Here is an 18,722-nt window from a genome sequence, read left to right as displayed (position 1 = left end):
AAAAGCTATTTACTTATAATGTAAAATCATATACAATATAGTTAATAAATGCTATTAACTAATAATTATTATTTTTAAAGGTATTTTAGGAGGGAATTTTATGAAAGTTATTGTTATAGGATGTACTCATGCAGGAACTGCAGCTATAGTTAATTTAAAGGCAGATTATCCAAATAGTGAAGTGGTTGTTTATGAAAAAAATAATAATATATCATTTTTATCTTGTGGTATAGCATTGTCTATAGGAGGAGTAGTTACAGAAACAGAAAAGTTATTTTATAACTCACCAGAAAACTTAAAATCTATTGGTGTTAAAACTAATATGGAGCATGAGGTTTTAGATGTAGATTTGAAAAAGAAAATAGTTAAAGTTAAAAATTTGAATACAAAAGAAATATTTGAGGATAATTATGATAAGTTAATTCTTACATTAGGATCTTGGCCGATAGTACCTAATTTTGAAGGCAAGGACTTAGAAAATATATTATTATGTAAAAACTACAATCATGCAAAAGTAATTGAGAAAGAATGTAATTATGCTAAGAACGTAGTGATAATTGGAGCAGGGTACATTGGTGTAGAGCTTGCAGAAGCTTTTAAAATGAAAAATAAAAATGTAACATTAATAGATGCTGAGAATAGAATAATGTCTAAGTATTTAGATAAAGAGTTTACAGATATAGCAGAATCAGAGTTTGAAAAGAATGGAATAAATTTAGTGTTAGGTGAAAAAGTTAAGTGTTTTGAAGGTGAAGATAAAAAAGTATCAAAAGTAATAACAGATAAAGGATGTTATAAAGCAGATTTAGTAATTCTTTGCATAGGATTTGCACCAAATACAAATATTATAAAAGGTAAATTAGATACACTTAAAAATGGGGCAATAATAATTGATGAGTATATGAGAACAAGTGAAGAGGATGTTTTTGCAGCGGGAGATTGTTGCGTAGTAAGATATAATCCAGCTAAAGATACAAGATATATTCCATTGGCAACCAATGCTGTAAGAATGGGAACTTTAGTTGCAAAAAATATAAAAAATCCAACTTTGAAGTATATGGGGACTCAAGGTACTTCAGGAATTAAAATTTATAATAAATCTATAGCATCTACAGGTTTAACAGAGGAAGTTGGTAGAGCAAGTACATCATTAAATATAGAGTCTGTAATTATAAAAGATAATTATAGACCGGAATTTATGCCAACTTTTAAGGAAGCTACTTTAAAATTAGTTTTTGATAGGGACACAAAAAGGATTTTAGGTGGTCAAATTATATCTGATGTAGATTTAACACAATTTATGAATACATTATCTGTTGCAATACAAAATAATATGACAATAGAAGAGTTAGCAATGACAGATTTCTTTTTCCAACCGCATTTTAATAAGCCATGGAGTTTATTAAATATAGCAGCGTTAGAAGCATTAAAAAAATACCAACAATAATTATTTACAAATAATAATTATTAATATATAATATAAAGTATAATAATTAAAACATATATATTGCACAATTATAAAGTTAAATATTATTATACAAAAGGAGAAATATTATGGAAAAAAGTGTGTCTTTGTAGAGGCGTCACAAAAGAACAAATAATAGAATCTATAAAAAATGGAGCAAAAACATTTGAAGATGTAAAAGAAAAAACTGGTGCTGGAACTGGTGGATGTCGTGGCGGAAGATGTGAAGGAACAATAGAAACTTTAATAAAAGTATATGAAGAATAAAAAACTATGCTATATCTAAAATAAGATATAGCATAGTTTTTTACTTTAAATTTTGAATATATAAGTATAATCTTAAAACAATAAATGTTTGAAAGTGATATACAAATATAAAACTATGTTTATTCCATTATGACAACAGTTGTAAATTTGACAAAAATAGTTAAAATGTTACAATATAATAAATTTATAATTGAATTATTAAATATAGATTAGTAGAAATATTGGGGGATAATATGGAGCAATGTTTAAAAAATAAAATATTAAAAATGATAAGCAATTATGAAGAATTAGGAAAAACTAAGAGACACAATAACAACTTAATAAAAGCATGTAATTCACTATCACTTGCTATAGAAAATAGGGTTATAGATGCAAAAAGTACAAATGAGGCAATTAAAGTGATAAATAAAAATACATCTTTTTTTTCAGTTTTTAAAAATGATAACGTTTTACTTAGTTTGGCTACCACGATTTCTCTAACACATAATCCTAAGTTAGTTTTTTTAGAAATTAAAGGAGTATATGAAAAGTTACAGAAATATTTTAGTAGTAGCGAATATTTAGTTATGGCGGCTAACATCATATATAAACACGGTAAAAAATATGGTATATATGAAACAGTAGAAAGAACAAAAATATCCTATGAGTTAATGAGAAAAAATCATAAATTTTTAACATCAAAAGAAGATTATTGTGCAGCTGCAATGATAGCAATGACTTGTGAAAATTTAGATGAAACATTTAATGGCATTGAAAAAAATTATAAGTATTTAAGTGAAAATGGATTTAATAAGAGTAACGAACTTCAAACACTTACACACATGTTAAGTTTTGCTAATGGGACTGTAGAAGAAAAGGCATTAAAGGTTGTAAAACTATATAAATTTTTAAAGGAAAATGATTTCCCTTTGAAAGGGCAGTTATTACCGTTAGTTGGAATAGTTACATCTATTGTTAATGATAATGATAAATTTTTAGATGATGTAAAAAGTGTAGATGATGAGCTAGAAAAAAATGGATTTGGAAATTTTGTCTTTGGAAAAGATAATAGAGCAGTAGTATCAGTAGCACTTACATTGTCATCATATACTGATTCCATGAAAAATAAAGTTGTGAATGGATTGATAGAAAGCATAGCCACAAATACAATAACTAATGTATTAATAGAAACGCAAATAATAAATATAGCTGCAATATCATCACTTATATATGTATCAACAAAATCAAATTAAAAATAATAATTATAAAATTTAAATCTTATTTTTAAATAGTTATAAGTTTCATATAGAATTTATAAATAAATAGTGATTTTTTTATACAAAATGTAGAAAAAGTATATATTACTGCTATAATTTTATTAGAGAATAATAAAAGGAGCTAAGTTTAATGAAGAAGAAATTTTTATTTACAATATGCATAATTTTTGTTTTGGGATTAATTGGATGTTCTAATAAAACTAAGAATATTGAAAATGTAGATGTATCAAATATGAGTTATGAAGAAATAGAAAGTCATTCTAAAGAGAGTAATGTAAACTTTTATGGGTATGGGGGAAATGAAGTGATGAATAAGTGGTTTGATACTTATGTCATACCACAAATGAAGGAAAAACATAATATTACAGTAAAAAGAGTTGGAATGGATATAGAGAATATCATGAATAAATTAATTTCTGAAAAACAAGCAGGTAATGCAAGTGGAAATATTGATGTAGTTTGGTTAAATGGAGAAAACTTTAAATCTGCAAAGGACAATAGTCTATTATTTGGACCTTTTGTGGATAAATTACCTAACTATGAAAAATACATAGATAAAGATTCTGAAGATGTAAAAATAGATTTTGGAATAAGTGTAGAAGGATTAGAAGCACCTTTTGGAAAAGCTCAATTTGTAATAGCTGTTGATGATTCTAAAATAACTGATACTATAACGAATTCAACAGATTTAGAAAAAATTATAAAAGCAAATCCAGGAAAATTTACTTATCCAGCGTTGCCAGATTTTACAGGAAGTGCATTTGTAAGAAATATAATATATGATATTGTAGGTTACGATAATGTAAAAGATCTTCCAGAAGATAAGGAAATGGTAAGAACGGCTATAAAACCAGCAATGGAATATTTAAATTCTATAAAACCCTATTTGTGGAATAATGGTAGGACTTATCCTGCAACTTCTGCTCAACTTGAAAATATGTATTCTGATGGAGAAGTGTATTTTACTATGACGTATTCGCCAAATGCGTTATTAGGTATGATAGAGACGGGAGAATTTAGTAAGAATACAAGAATTATTGAATTTGATAAGGGAAATATAAGTAATACACATTTCTTAGCTATACCTGAAAATAGTAAAAATAAAGCTGGGGCTATAATGCTTATAAATTTTTTGACAAGTATAGATGCTCAAGCTTCTAAAAATGATATTAATAATTGGGGAGATGTATCAGTATTAGACAAAAATAAAATTAATGAAGAGGATATGAAAAAGTTTAGTGAAAGTATTAGTATAGAAAAATCATTACCTGAATTAAAGGCAGGATTGGTACCAATAATAGAAGAAATATGGACGGAAGAGGTTCTAGAAGGTGAAAAGTAGACTAAAACCATATATTCTTCTTATTCCAGTGTCATTAATATTATTAGGAATAATGGGAGTTGGAATAATAAATTGTATTTTTCAGAGTTTAGGATATTTTGAAGGCATAGGTCTTTACAATATAAGTTTTGCTTATTATAAGGAAGTGTTATCAAATCCTAAATTTATAAGTTCATTCTTTTTTACACTAAACATAGCGTTAATATCATCAATGTTAGCTACAATATTAGGAGTTGTTTTTGCTTATTTCTTATCAAAAGATAAATTTTCAACGTTTAGGTATGGATTAGTTAACCTTCCTATAATAATTCCTCATATAATAGTTGTATTGTTGATGATTATGTTGTTTTCAAAGACAGGATTTATTGCAAGGTTATTGTATAATATAGGAATAATAAATGATCCATCACAATTTTTTTCTTTAGTATCTGACAAAAATGGTATTGGGATAATTTTAGTTTATCTATGGAAGGGAATTCCATTTACTGCTGTTACAACCTATAATATCCTAAAAAATACAAGTGATAAATTGGAAAGTGTTGCTATGAATTTAGGTGCAAATAAATTGCAAAGTTTTATACATGTGATATTACCGTTATCCCTTCCAGCTATACTTTCGTCTTTTATTTTACTATTTGCTTTTTCATTTGGTGCTTTTGAGGTTCCATTTTTAATAGGACCATCCACACCTAAAACTCTTGCAGTTGAGGCTTATTTAAATTATATAAGTTCAGACTTGACTAAAAGACCTATAGCAATGTGTATAAATGTTATATTATCATTATTAAGTTTTCTATTATTAATGATTTATAATAAAATTTTCAAAAAAATTTACAATTATAAAATATAAGTGAGAATAAAAACATGAATAAGAAAAATATTATAGATTTTACAATTATAATTTTAATAGCACCACTTTTAATGTTATGCATATGGTCATTTACTAATTCCTGGCCATTTCCATATATGTTTCCTAAAAAAATTTCTTTCAGAGGATTTGAATATCTTTTGATAGGGGAAAATTTGCAAGTTCTTTTAATAAGTGTAACTGTATCCATAGTGACTACTTTTATAACAATTATTATAAGTATACCAGCAGCGAAGGCAATAACATTATATGAATTTAAAGGTAAAAAATTCTTTGAATTACTTATAATATCTCCTATAATAGTACCATTAATTTCTATAGTCATGGGAGTACATATAACTTTTATAAAATTAGGTTTAGCAAATACAATGGCAGGTGTTATTATAATAAATATATTGCCGTGTATTCCTTATGCTGTGAGAATAATAGGAGATGTCTACAAGATGGTAGGAGATAAATTTGAAATGCAGGCAAAAATGTTAGGTGCTGATAGATATAATACTTTTAAATATGTAACTTTTCCACTAATATTACCAGGAATTATAGGAGCAGCAAGTATGTCTTTTATAATTTCTTTTAGTCAATATTTTTTAGTACTTATTATAGGTGGTGGAAATATTGTAACTTATCCCATAGTGATGTTCCCATATATTCAAAGTGGTGATAGAACAATATCCGCTTTATATAGTATGGTATTTTTGATAGTAAGTATAATTGTACTAATTTTAATAGAGTGGGGTGTAAAGCATCGCTATAACAGAGAAAAGAGTTTTTTCGATTAGTATATATAAAAATATAAATAGGGAGTAGATAATTTAAATGTCCAGTGTTGAGCTAATTAATATATATAAAAAATTTCAAAATGTAGATGTCTTAAACAATATAAATTTACATATAAATCATGGAGAGATGATAACACTTTTAGGTCCTTCAGGTTGTGGTAAAAGTACTACTTTAAAGGTAATAGCAGGCCTTTTAAAACCAGATGATGGAGATGTAATTTTTAATAATGAATCAGTAATTGAAAAAAAAGCAGACAAAAGGGATGCTGTTATAGTATTTCAAGATTATTCACTTTTTCCACATATGACGGCTTATGAAAATGTAGAGTTTGGTCTTAAAATGAGAAAAGTAAAAAAATCAGAAAGAAAGGCAAAAGTGAATAGGCTTTTGGATTTGGTAAAATTAAAAGGATATGAAAATAAATATCCATCACAATTATCAGGAGGACAAAAGCAAAGAGTAGCTATAGCAAGAACTTTAGCAGTTAATCCTAAAGTTTTACTTTTAGATGAACCATTTTCAAGCTTAGATATAAATTTAAGAAATGAAATGAGAGAATTTGTATTAACTTTGCAAAAAGATTTAAATATAACGACTATACTAGTAACTCATGATAAAGAAGAGGCATTAATGATGAGTGATAAAATAGCTGTTATGTTAAATGGTACTATAATGCAATTTGATACTCCTATTAATTTATATAAAAATCCTAAAACTAAAGAAGTTGCTAATATATTTGGAGAAAGAAATTATATAGGTGGAAATATAAAAAAATGGTTTTTTAAAAGCGAAATTTTAAATTTCAAAACCAATTACATAGAAAATTTAGATTATGTTGAAGTTATGATACCAAAAGAGAATATACAAATACATAAAAGTGATAAAACAGAAGGTATAGAGGGAATAATATATAGAAAGAAATACGTTGGTGAATTTACATATTATGATATAAAAGTAAAAGAAACTATAATTAAGACTTTTTCTAAAGAACACTCATATAATAAAATGGAAAAAGTAAAAGTGAAAATAAGTTTAGATAATATAGTTTATTTTAAATAAAAACATTATAGAATAAAGGATTATTCAAACATAGAATTTATATTTTATGTTTAAATAATCCTTTTATTTTAATCCTTAAAATTATGATTCTGAATTTAATGGTAAAAGTAATAAGATTATTGTTATCAGTTAAGAAAAAATAAGTAGAAGTATAGTTAGTTAAAATTCAAGAATTAAACTTTGAATTTGGGATATAAAGTTAACTGAAGTTATATCCAAAGTTTATAGGCGTAACAAGAAGGACAGAAGTTGCGAAATTTATTTTCTGCAAGTTATTTTTTCAGTAAAATCGAAAGGATGTCAATAAAACCTGAATAAATCAAAGCTGATCCTAAAAAAGTACGTTTAGAATTATTCTATACTGATTCAAAAGTAAACATAAATCTATATAGAAATAAATTTATAAGAAAAGGGAATATTATAGAAAGATAAGTTATAAATGAAAAATATAATTTTCATTCATAAAAAAATAAAAAATAAAGGTGATAGTATGAAAAATATAAAAAAGGCTATTTTTGCTGGCGGATGTTTTTGGTGTATGGTTAAACCGTTCTTTAAATATGATGGAGTATTAGATGTGATTGTAGGGTATACTGGTGGAGAGGTAAAAAATCCTAGTTATGAACAAGTTTGTAATGGTGGCACAGGACATTATGAAGCAGTGGAAATTACATATGATGAAGATATAATAACTTATGAAGAACTAGTTGATACATTTTTTAAATCTATAGACCCTACAGATAATGAAGGACAATTTTTTGATAAAGGAGAAAGCTATAAAACTGTAATATTTTACAGTGATGAAGTGCAAAAAGATATAGCTATTAAATATAAGGAAAATCTCGAAAAAAGCAATAGATTTGATAAACCTATAGCTACTGCAATAAAACCGGCAAAAGTTTTTTATAAAGCTGAGGATTATCATCAAGGGTATTACATAAAAAATCCATTAAGATATAAGGCATATTATAAAGGATCAGGAAGGGAACATTTTTTAGAAAGTGTGTGGAGAACATCAAAAAAATGAAAAAGAAAAATTAAAAAACTCTTTAAATAGACTTCAATATATAGTAACACAGGAAAATGGAACAGAACCTCCTTTTGATAATGAATATGATAATCATTTTGAAGATGGAATATATGTAGATATAATATCTAAAAAGCCATTATTTTCATCTAAAGATAAATTTAAATGTTCCTGTGGATGGCCAGCATTTTCAAAACCTATAAATGGAGGGTATGTAAAGGAAAAAGAAGACTTAAGTCATGGAATGATGAGAATTGAAGTAAGAAGTGCGTCAAGTAATGCTCATTTAGGACATGTGTTTGATGATGGACCTAAGGAACTTGGTGGGCTTAGATATTGTATAAATTCAGCTGCACTGGAGTTTATACCAAGAGATAAAATAGATGAGTTAGGTTATAGTAGATATAAAAAATATGTTTAATAAAAATCCACAAAATTTTTGTGGATTTTTATTTTTCATTATAAAGTTTTTTTAGGGAATAATCATCCATAAAATAATTAACTATATAACCCATTAGGATTACACCAGGTATGTCTATAATTAATCTAATTAATGTGAACTCATATCCTAAAGAGGATATTTCAAAGAGTAATGTTGAGATTTTTGTTACACACCAAGCATTCATAAAGATTATAATATTTGAAAATTTTACCCCTTTTTTTATTAAAACAGCTGTAAAGGGAAAGGCAGCATACATTGGTCCTGCTGCTAATGAACCAATAAGCATGGCAAAAAAAACTCCTAATGCACCGGAGTTATCACCCATATATTTCATAAGAGTTTTACGTGGAACCCAAACATCCATAAGGCCAAGCAAAATCATAATAGGTGGCAACACCATTAGCATTTGTAGAAAGTTTGATTTAGCACTTTCAAAAGTATTAAATGCTACATATGGATTAATAAAAAATATTATTATCAATAGAAGCAAAGCGGTTAAAAAGAAAGAATAACGTTTTAAAATTTTATACAAATTATTCATAAAATCATCATAACCTTTCCAAACAAAAAAGCTACTAAAAAAGAAAATAGGAAAGCTATAAAGTTTCTAAGAAAAGCGGCTTTTTTACCGATATACTTGGCTTCCAAAGAAAAAGTCATAATTCCAACTAAAGTTAAAGTAGAAACTAATGCAGCCACTTGACTATAACCAGCACCATTTTTAAGTAATGTGTTCCCCGTTGAAAAAGCAACAAAGGTTGGCATCATTGTAATAGAACCAATCATTGATGAAATTAAGACTCCTAAAAATCCGGAATTTTCACCTATTAACTTAGAAATACTTTCCGGATTTAAGATAGCAAGAATTAATCCTATGGTTATAATTATACCTAGAAATTGAGGCATAATAGCTTCAAAGGATTTGATAGAAGACTTAAGTGCTATTTTAGTCTTTTCTTTACTTTTAAAAAAAGAAAAACAAAGAAGAATAGTAGCTAAAAAATATAAAATAAATCCGGTCATAATAAAACCTCATAAATACTATCATTATATAATATGATAAATTATTTATAATGTTATGTTATTTCTTATATAAAATCTTGAAATTATTCACATAATGGATTAATAAGTTCATATTTTTCAGTAAGATTTTCTTCACCCCATTTACACATTTCTTCTAAAATGTTAGATAGGCTATTTCCCTTTTCTGTAATGCTATATTCAACTTTAGGTGGAACTGTTGGATAAACAGTTCTTGTGATAAGTCCATCCGCTTCTAATTCTCTTAATTGGTTTGTTAATGTTTTATGTGAAATATTTCCTATGAAGTTTTTAATTTCTCCAAATCTTTTTGTACCTTCATATATTAACAAATGTAATATTAATGGTTTCCATTTACCACCAATTACATTTAAGGTTATCTCCATTTCACAAACAACTTTAATTTTATTCATATAAGCCTCCGTTAAAAAATTTATTTATATAAGTTTTAAGATTAATATTATATTAATAGTTGACAGTTTATTTAAGTTTTCTCACTTGATAAATGAATAACTTAATTGTTATATAGTAACCTTTAGGTTACTATATAACAATTAAGTGCGTACTTTAAAGATTAAATTAACATAGGTATAATTAATTTGCAACTATATGATTTCAAGTGGATTTTTAAGATTATTCATTCCAAAAGGTGGATATCCAAAATAATGATTGATGCTTTAAGGCAATTAGAATTTAAAACTATAGTTTTATACAAACTATATAAACAATAAAAAATTATAATTTTAATCTATGGAGGTAAAATATGAAGAAATTAATTGTAGTAACAGGTGCAAGTTCAGGTATTGGAATGGAAACAGCAAAAATGTTTTCTAAAAACGGTCATCCAGTCTTATTAATATCAAGAAGACTAGAGATTATGGAGGGGTTAAATCTAAAAAACTCTATATGTAAATCTGTTGATGTTACAAATAGGGGAGAAATGGAAAAGGCAATAAAAGAAGCTGAAAGTAAATACGGCAAAGTTGATTGTTTAGTAAACTGTGCTGGAATTATGTTATTAGGTCATCCAGAAAAACAAGATTATACTGAATGGGATAATATGATAGATGTAAATATAAAAGGAATATTAACAGGCACAAGTATAGTATTAAAAGATATGGTTGAAAGAAATGAAGGTACTGTTATTAATATAAGTTCAATAGCAGGTCGAAAAACTTTTGATAATCATGCAGTGTATTGTGGAACAAAGTTTGCAGTTCATGCAATTTCAGAAAATATAAGAAAAGAGGTTGCAAGTAGCAATGTAAGGGTTATAACAATAGCGCCAGGAGTTGTTGAAACGTCACTTTTATCACATACAACTGATGAGAATATAAAACATGATTATAATCAGTGGAAAGAAACTATAGAAAGTGGTTTAGAAGCAAGGCAAGTAGTAAATTGCATAGATTTTGCATATAATCAACCACAAGATGTTTGTATAAGAGAAATTGTTATTGCTAAGACAAAACAAGAAGATTAAATAATTTTACAAGCTAAATTTCAAATATAGATAAATTTAGAGGGTGATTTTAAATGCCCTCTAAATTATTTTTTATAATACATATGATTCTATAATTCTTTACCCATCATAACAATTTTGTCAAATGTATGAAATCCTCTTTTTTTATAAAACTTTTCATTACTATCATCTTTTGAGGTAAATAATACAATCTCTGTTATCCCTTTATTTTTCAAACGTTTTTCAAATTCTTCCAAAATCATCTTCCCAAAACCCTTATTACGAATATCATTTCTAACACAAAATTCTTTAATATTGAACATAATTCCGTTATAAAATTGTTCTTCATTTCCTAAAATCATACCACAAATTAACTCATCTTCATATGCAATAAGACCATATGCACCGTCACAATTCATCATTTGACATAGTCGTTTTGAAGCAGTTTTAACTGTCCACTCATCATTCCAAGGTGGAGAATTGAAAGTAGTAACATACATATCTACAATGAGTTCTATGTTTGAAATATTCATCTCTTTAAAATACATTATTTTTCCCCTTTTATGTTTAAAAAAATTATTATTAATTTATATACTAATTATAACATGATTTCTATACAGTTACATGAATTCAAATTAAAAGGTATAGAATTTAAAGCTAATTTTTCAATTTAAGTTTGAAATTTTAGTTGTAAAATCTTTATAAGTTTAAAAGTTTTTTATTGAATAATTTTAAAATTATAATAAGTATTTTAGAACTTTAGGTTATTTTAAAATGTATATAAATGTATATAATAGTAAATTTATATATAGAATGATGGCAAGAATTTAGTGATGAAAAATAATAATCAATATGATATAATAATTATTATTAATTATTTGGAGCGTGTTATTATGGAAAAGAAAATAAGTTTAGTATATGAAAATGGTGAATATACAATTTTAGTAAATGGTACTATAGTAAATAAAGAAAAGGATTTTGAAAAGTCAGTTGATAAATTTAATAAAGTCATAAATGATAATAAATCATTAAATACAAGAAGTTGGGAAAGCATATTAGATGGACTAAAAGACTTATATGATGAAAAAGTGGAAATTAATAATGAATATAAGGCTTTAAGTTTTGAATCTATGAAATACTTTTATAACACAGGAAAAGCATTTTATATGAGAAATGGACAAATGACTGAATTAAGTGGTTCTTATAATTTATTTTATTATAGTTTGAAAATGATTTTAAAAGGAAAAGTTAAATCTTGTGAAGAGTTATTAGAATTTTTAACTAAAGTTTTAGAAAATAAAGCTGTATACACAATCAATGATACTAAAGTTAGAGTATCTAGTCCTAAATTTAATTATGGTTTTGCAGAATATGATTATGTAAATGATAAAATAGATAAAGGTACATCAGTAGAAAGTGGTAACTTTGAAAATTTAAGGAATATGTTTTAGAGAGGCTTATGTAAAATGTAAATAGATATCTATATAATAATAGAGATATTGCCATGAAAGTTTTGAAATTTGTGGTGATGTCTCTATTTTTATTTAAGATATAAATAAAATTTAATATAAAAAATAAAAGAAATAGATAAGTTAATTTCTTATGAACAATGTAAATAATGCGTATATATAAGTTACAATATATGCTACATATTTCTACAAAAATAGCAATGAAATAGAAATATAATATATAGATAAAGAGATTAAAGAAAAAATAAAATTGTAGAAATACTAGATGGAATAAAACATATGATAAATAAATGTGAAAAATAGATAATCAATACTTAATAAATTAGAAGGGGAATATAGTGAAATAAATGGTTATAAGAAAAATAGATGGAAATGTTGAAATTATATATGATAAGGAATATATAATGCCAGATCATGTAAGAGAAAAAGTGGAGGCACATTGGGAAGAATTATTAAAATCTGGAAAAAGTTTTACTAGGGGAACTGTATTTACTATAAGTAATATAGAAAGTATAGGAAAAGCCTTAAAGGTATACATACAATCTACGGATTATGCTCATTATTTGTACACAATTCATAACAATATAGAAGAGTACGGGTGTAGGGTCATTTATGTATCTATATTAGTTGAAACTATAGATTCAAGTTTTATTATAGGAGAAATGGCTTGTAATACAGCATTGCCTAATAGATTACAGTGCTGTGGAGGAGGATTTGATGATGAGGATTTAATTGAAGGCAAAATTGATATTTATAATAATATACAAAGGGAATTATATGAAGAATTAGGAATTAATCTATATGATACTGATATAGTATGTAAAGCTCAGCCTAAGTATATACAAAGCGGAGGAGAACATAATTTTATAGGATTAGTATTTAAAGTTGAATTAAAAATTAGTGAGAAGGAGTACATTAAATTATACAAAAAGTATATAAAAAAATTGAAAATGAACAATGTAGTTCCAGAATTTAAATCATTAGTCTTTATTAAATCAGATTCAAGTTCTGTAAAGGATTTCTTCAACAAAGATAAGAGACCAAGGGCAGATTATTTAGAAGAATTACTTATGACAGAAGTAGAATTATATTGATTGTTAATAAATTGAAAAAGTATTAAAACTATTGCAGAGGTGGTTTAAAATTAATATTTATTTAGTTAGACATGCTAAAGATGATGAGAGATATAGAGGTGGATGGAGTAAGTTAGATTTGATATCGGAAGGCAAAGAACAAGCTAAAAAACTTGCCGAATTTCTTTATTTCAAGCAAAAAGAGTTTAAAATAACAAAAGTTATTTCAAGTGATTTACCAAGAGCTTTATCTACAGCAAATGAAGTAGTAAAAAAATAGATGTAAGAGTTGAATTTGATAAAGAGTTAAGAGAGATGAATAATGGGAATTTAGCAGGAATGTTGAATAAAGAAGCATTAGTGAAATATCCTGGATTGTTTTTTAATACTTTAAGAATGGATGAGAAATATCCTAATGGTGAAAGTCCAGATGATTTTTATAAGAGAGTAAAAAGATGGTTTGATGATGTGATATGTAAATATAAACATTCTAACGAAAATATTTTAATTGTAACTCACGGTGGTGTAATAAATATAATATGCCACGTTGTAAAAGATATTGAATGGACTAATAAAAATAAACTATTTAAAACCTCAGATGTTGCAATCTACAAATTAAATTGTGAAGGAAAGTTGGAATTTGAGATAGAAAATTATAATGATTTTTTAAGAGTAGATTTTTGAATAAAAAATTAATGAAATTCATTTACATGTATACTTTTAAAATAAAAAAGCTCAAAGGTTTTATATAAAAAATGGATTTGAAATAAGAGGATATTATTGTGAAAATACTTACCAAGAATAAATTTTTATAAGGCATATGAAAAGAAATAATAAGTCAAAGATTCAAAGTATATTTGTCACGAGACAAGGAGGTTAAATCTAGTAATAGTGGGACTATGGCTGGATTTTACCCACGAAATATTCGTGGGAAATAGGTGAGAATACTGGCTTATTATTTATTTGACTATGCCTAAGCAGACAGAATGTTTAAATTAGAAGGTTTTGCTCAACTTTAATACCGAAATGTTTTGGTAATATATAAAATATTTAAGGTTAAGTATAATTAAATTAATAGAATAAATCTTTATAAATAAGTTTAGAATACATCATTTAGTCAATGAATTATATAGGGAGGAGCAAGAAATTATACATGATAGTAATTTAAACGCTGAATTTTATATGTAATTATATGGATATGGATTGGTTTTAAAGATAATTCATTAATCTATATAGCAGATGAAAATATTTATAAATTTTCAAGATGATTAAAGAAAATAAATATGATTAGTAATTGCAAAATTATATTTAAAAATGATGATTGATTTATATGGTAATGTAGGTAACTTTAAAGATAAAAAATTTTATTGCAATAAGTAATTTATAAAAAGTTAAATGGATATATTTTTATAACTATATGACATAAGGGGGAAAGATTATGGATTGCTTGAAAATTGTAGAATATACTCCAGCCTACGCAAAGGCTATTGCAAAGATGTGGACAATGAGTACTGAAGGATGGAATGGAAGTTATGCAAATGTAACTGAGGAAAGTATTTTAGAATCTCATAAAGCTAATTCAAACTTAAATACTTTTCTTGCTGTTAATAATGAAGAGGTTTTAGGATACTGTGCTTTATTATCTCAAAAAGAAGCACTTAGGATAAAGTTATTAAATACAAGATATGACTGTCATGGTAATGGAATTGGAAAAGAAATTATTAAAGCTGTAGTTAATAGAGCTTTAGAACTCGATTATCCAATGATAGATCTTCATACATGGTCTTCAAATAAGAAATCTATACCATTTTATAAGCGTTGCGGATTTTTCTTGGAAAAGAACAAATGTTCTCATTGCATAAGCTTTATACCATATATTTTAAAAATAGAAGCTCTTAAAGGATACTTCGAAAATGAGGATTGGTATAGTGGTTTAAAGCAAAATATGGACATGGAGCCTAGTGGAATTGAAGAGAATGGTCATGAATTTTATGAATATAATTGGGAAATAAATAATAAAAAACTAAGGCTACAATTTGAAAGTCGGAGTAGAGGATTACGACTTATTGAGACAGATGATTATTTAGTATCTGTAATAATTAATGATGAAACTTTTATGTTTGGAAAGAAATACAAAGTGTTCTATGAAATAATTAATAAGACAGGAAAAGCAATAAAAATAAAAATAAAAGGTGAAGATGATAAGAATATAAAATTTCAATTAAACAAGGAAGTAGATGTTCATGAAAAAGATATAGTGGAGGGTGAGTTTTATATTAAGTCTTCAGATAAGGAAATTGATGATGAAAAAATATATCCAGCAGTTGTATCACAAATTTTCATAAATAATAAAATAGCTTTGTTTAAGGTCGGAATATTGACAAGGCTACCAGCAAAAATAAATATTTTATCAGAAAGTAGCGAGAGAGTTTCTGGACAATATTCAAAATTTTATATAAACATTAAAAATAACTTATGTGAAGAAGCTACTTTTGAATTTAAGCTTAATAAAAATGATAATATAGAATTTAAGAATAGAGATTTTAAAGTTAAACTTAATGATAATGAAAAAAATTCAGTAGAAGTACCTTACTATCTCAAGAAACCAACAGTTTATTCAGAGTGGATTAATGTTACTGCTATTTTGAAAAGTGGAGAAAAAATTGAATTTAAAGCTAATGTAATAGAGTTTTTTAAAGGAAGAGGAGGAAAATTTGGAGGAGAGACGAATACTGATTATATTATTGTAAATGGTGCATATTCAGTTGTTTTAGCTAAAGATGACAACTGTATATGCTTTAGAAAATTTAAGAATCAATTTAGAGAAACAGTTTTATTTACTCCTGAATTTGAAATGTCTAATCATAATGAACTTCTAAGTAAGAAAATAGAAAATATTTGTTGGTATGAAGAAAATGAGCATATGATTCTCAAAGGAGATTATTTTTTAAACAATTATAGTGAAATGAAGGTAACTTTAATAGTAAAACTTCACATAACTGGCATTGCTCAGAGTTATTTTGAAGTATACAATTTAAGTGATAACAAAACAGATGAGGAAATATTAATAAAGCAACAAATATATCATGGTGAACTAAGTAGAGGAGTAATACCTTATAATAACAAGTTTATTAAGTTATCAGATATGGCTTTAGAGGATACAACTCCATTTAAAAGTGAATTGCTAAGTGAAAATTGGATCTTTTCAGGAGATGACAATAATACACGTAGCCTTTGGTGGGATAAAGACAAACTTCTCCATTTTGGAGAGTGGCCTTACATGTACCTTGAAGAGAATGTTGGCATAGTTAATGGAAAAAGTAAAAAAACTACTAAATCAATTTATGTAGCATTAACAACTTTCGAAACTTGGCAAGATTTGAGAAGTTTTGCTTTGAAGACATTTCAGAGGGGGTTAATATGCAACGCTGAAGGTGATAATTTAAAAGATAACAAAACTCTTAAATTATGCACAACTAATGATTGCGAAGTATCTATAAATAAAGGAAATCCGTTTATTAAAGATGGTGCTTCAATAGAACTAAGAAAATATAACGAAATTCCCATTAAAGGCAAAATAAAAGTTGACTCAAAAAAGGGATTAGTATGTTGTATAGAAAAAAACTTTGAAAATATGACATTGGCCATGAAAGTTTTTACATCAATAGCAGATGAGTATGATTCTGATATTATTTCTGTTAAAGCAGATTTAGGTTTATTACTTTTTGAAAAAAATTCTGCCTTATTTAAAATTAAAGATGTAGACTTTAAAATGCATATGAAAAAATATAAAGGATTTAACATTTATTCAATAAATAATGGGGTGATGACCATTAAGTCCTCTCCAGATTTTACAAGTGGAATATATTCATTAACCTATAAAAATGAGGAATATCTCCATAGTAAGTTTCCAAATTCAGAAATGCGAACATGGTATAATCCATGGTTTGGTGGAATGCAGACTGTACCTAGAAATTGGTACGTTCAATCTACAAGTTTATTAAATGAAAAAGTTATAACAAACTTTGTTAAAATGACAGATACATGTGGAAATCAATGGCATGGCATAAAAACATCCTTGAATATAACTGAAAATGAGCAATATAAAGGCTTGAAAATTAATGAATATTATTTGATGCTGCCAGGAGTTCCTGTATTATGTCATACTTCTGAAATTATTAATAGTACAGGAGAGTTTATGAAAAATATGCTTTTGGGTCATAGAAATTTCTTTAATATTGGAAATGATATGATGAAGAACTTTATCACATTCAAAGATTCTAGCAATGAAATAATAACTTATAGAGCTGGAGTTGAATTTTGTGATATTTTTCCAAGCTCATCATTGCTTTATGGAAATTATGATATAGAAGATAAAATTCAAATATATGCAAGTAAAGAGGATACTATGGAAAGGTCTACTATAAGTGTAGATGATAATGTGTATTTGGTTACAAAAAATTTAGATATTGCGAATCATGATAATATATTTATGAATCCAATGTTCTATATTTTTACAAATAAAAGTATAGATGATGAAATGCTTAATAATTTAAAAAATATTCAATTTAAATAGGAGAATTAAAAATGAAAATGTGTGAATTAAAATTATAAAAATAAAGTTTAATTACTGATCGAATAAATATTAACAAGAGGAAAATTGTATGAAGATATAAGAATTAATTATGCATATTTTAACATGAAATTAGCAAATGGATTTAAAAATATTTTAGGTATGAAGAATAATATTTAATGAAATAAAAGAATAAGAATAAAAGTCTCTTGAATATAAGTTTAAGGGGCTTTTCTACTCTAAATTTAGAAAGATTTTGGTGAAATTATAATATAAATGCAAAATATTTAAAGTTTAAGATTATAAGAAAATGAAAATTATATTTTATTTTTACAGTAGAATATAAAAAATAATAGAAAAGGAACTATTAAATTAATAGGATGTAAATAATATGAATAATGTATATATATAAGTTACAATACGTGCTACAAGTTTTTACAAAAATAACAACTATATAGAATTATAATATAAAAAGGAATCAAAATAAGAAATATGGTAGCAGTATATAAATAAAGGTAATGCTAAATAAGAGGGGATTAGATATGAACTATAAATTAAGAAGGGTAACTAATGAAGATGTAGAAGATTTTTTAAC

The 18,722-nt window shown here is 25.9% G+C and carries 17 protein-coding genes and 1 pseudogene; 14 read left to right on the top strand and 4 right to left on the bottom strand.

What is annotated here, in order from left to right; translation table 11 throughout:
* Window positions 1-100: 100 nt before the first annotated feature.
* The 9 genes from CSGHG_RS13500 (at window position 101) to msrB (ending at window position 8,488) form a co-directional block, all read left to right on the top strand.
* The gene (locus tag CSGHG_RS13500) at window positions 101-1,447 is read left to right on the top strand and encodes an FAD-dependent oxidoreductase (protein WP_010296307.1); all 1,347 of its coding nucleotides are present in this window, start codon (window positions 101-103) and stop codon (window positions 1,445-1,447) included.
* Between the two features lie 117 nt (window positions 1,448-1,564).
* Window positions 1,565-1,732 carry a (2Fe-2S)-binding protein gene (locus CSGHG_RS13495; RefSeq protein ID WP_010296305.1) on the top strand — a complete coding sequence of 56 codons (168 nt, stop codon included), beginning with the start codon at window positions 1,565-1,567 and terminating at the stop codon, window positions 1,730-1,732.
* A 233-nt stretch (window positions 1,733-1,965) separates the two neighbouring features.
* Window positions 1,966-2,964, top strand: coding sequence for a DUF4003 family protein (locus tag CSGHG_RS13490; RefSeq protein WP_010296302.1), 999 nt, complete (start codon window positions 1,966-1,968; stop codon window positions 2,962-2,964).
* 154 nt (window positions 2,965-3,118) lie between these two features.
* A complete protein-coding gene (locus CSGHG_RS13485; protein ID WP_010296300.1) occupies window positions 3,119-4,330 on the top strand; it encodes an ABC transporter substrate-binding protein in 1,212 nt (403 codons plus the stop codon).
* Window positions 4,320-5,180 carry an ABC transporter permease gene (locus tag CSGHG_RS13480; RefSeq protein ID WP_010296297.1) on the top strand — a complete coding sequence of 287 codons (861 nt, stop codon included), beginning with the start codon at window positions 4,320-4,322 and terminating at the stop codon, window positions 5,178-5,180. The genes CSGHG_RS13485 and CSGHG_RS13480 overlap by 11 nt, the downstream gene beginning before the upstream one ends.
* Window positions 5,181-5,194: 14 nt before the next feature.
* On the top strand, window positions 5,195-5,980 hold the full coding sequence (locus CSGHG_RS13475) for an ABC transporter permease (protein WP_010296294.1): 786 nt from the start codon (window positions 5,195-5,197) through the stop codon (window positions 5,978-5,980).
* Window positions 5,981-6,017: 37 nt separating this feature from the next.
* Entirely contained in the window at window positions 6,018-7,040 is a 1,023-nt protein-coding gene (locus CSGHG_RS13470; RefSeq protein WP_010296291.1) for an ABC transporter ATP-binding protein, read from the top strand.
* A gap of 439 nt (window positions 7,041-7,479) precedes the next feature.
* Window positions 7,480-8,067 (top strand): peptide-methionine (S)-S-oxide reductase MsrA, encoded by a 588-nt coding sequence (gene msrA / locus CSGHG_RS13465; RefSeq protein WP_010296288.1) that lies wholly within the window; start codon window positions 7,480-7,482, stop codon window positions 8,065-8,067.
* Window positions 8,042-8,488, top strand: a complete 447-nt coding sequence (msrB, locus tag CSGHG_RS13460) for a peptide-methionine (R)-S-oxide reductase MsrB (RefSeq protein ID WP_010296285.1) — start codon at window positions 8,042-8,044, stop codon at window positions 8,486-8,488. The genes msrA and msrB overlap by 26 nt, the downstream gene beginning before the upstream one ends.
* Window positions 8,489-8,516: 28 nt before the next feature.
* Here the strand turns inward: msrB and CSGHG_RS13455 are convergent, their stop codons facing one another.
* The 3 genes from CSGHG_RS13455 to CSGHG_RS13445 form a co-directional block, all read right to left on the bottom strand.
* Window positions 8,517-9,050, bottom strand: coding sequence for a permease (locus CSGHG_RS13455; protein WP_010296282.1), 534 nt, complete (start codon window positions 9,048-9,050; stop codon window positions 8,517-8,519).
* On the bottom strand, window positions 9,047-9,532 hold the full coding sequence (locus tag CSGHG_RS13450; protein WP_010296279.1) for a hypothetical protein: 486 nt from the start codon (window positions 9,530-9,532) through the stop codon (window positions 9,047-9,049). The genes CSGHG_RS13455 and CSGHG_RS13450 overlap by 4 nt, the downstream gene beginning before the upstream one ends.
* 83 nt (window positions 9,533-9,615) lie before the next feature.
* Window positions 9,616-9,963 carry a winged helix-turn-helix transcriptional regulator gene (locus tag CSGHG_RS13445; protein WP_010296275.1) on the bottom strand — a complete coding sequence of 116 codons (348 nt, stop codon included), beginning with the start codon at window positions 9,961-9,963 and terminating at the stop codon, window positions 9,616-9,618.
* 350 nt (window positions 9,964-10,313) lie between these two features.
* Here CSGHG_RS13445 and CSGHG_RS13440 point away from each other — a divergent pair, with 350 nt between their 5' ends.
* Complete coding sequence (locus CSGHG_RS13440) at window positions 10,314-11,033, top strand: SDR family oxidoreductase (RefSeq protein ID WP_010296271.1); 720 nt, start codon at window positions 10,314-10,316, stop codon at window positions 11,031-11,033.
* Window positions 11,034-11,122: 89 nt separating this feature from the next.
* Here CSGHG_RS13440 and CSGHG_RS13435 read toward each other — a convergent pair whose 3' ends face one another.
* On the bottom strand, window positions 11,123-11,560 hold the full coding sequence (locus CSGHG_RS13435; RefSeq protein ID WP_010296267.1) for a GNAT family N-acetyltransferase: 438 nt from the start codon (window positions 11,558-11,560) through the stop codon (window positions 11,123-11,125).
* Between the two features lie 345 nt (window positions 11,561-11,905).
* On the opposite strand from CSGHG_RS13435, the gene CSGHG_RS20845 reads away from it, so the two are divergent.
* From CSGHG_RS20845 to CSGHG_RS13415, 4 genes and pseudogenes are all read left to right on the top strand, one after another.
* Window positions 11,906-12,463, top strand: coding sequence for a hypothetical protein (locus tag CSGHG_RS20845; protein ID WP_010296265.1), 558 nt, complete (start codon window positions 11,906-11,908; stop codon window positions 12,461-12,463).
* Between the two features lie 365 nt (window positions 12,464-12,828).
* Window positions 12,829-13,575: an NUDIX hydrolase gene (locus CSGHG_RS13425; protein ID WP_010296263.1), complete on the top strand. Its 747-nt coding sequence runs from the start codon at window positions 12,829-12,831 to the stop codon at window positions 13,573-13,575.
* A 31-nt stretch (window positions 13,576-13,606) separates the two neighbouring features.
* Window positions 13,607-14,238: pseudogene (locus tag CSGHG_RS24910) on the top strand (histidine phosphatase family protein).
* A 754-nt stretch (window positions 14,239-14,992) separates the two neighbouring features.
* Window positions 14,993-18,130: a GNAT family N-acetyltransferase gene (locus tag CSGHG_RS13415; RefSeq protein ID WP_010296255.1), complete on the top strand. Its 3,138-nt coding sequence runs from the start codon at window positions 14,993-14,995 to the stop codon at window positions 18,128-18,130.
* Window positions 18,131-18,722: the final 592 nt, after the last annotated feature.

The sequence above is a fragment of the Clostridium senegalense JC122 genome, assembly GCF_000285575.1.
Lineage (GTDB): Bacteria > Bacillota > Clostridia > Clostridiales > Clostridiaceae > Clostridium_J > Clostridium_J senegalense.
Note: the sequence above shows the minus strand (reverse complement) of the source record. Positions and strands in the feature narration are given on the sequence as shown.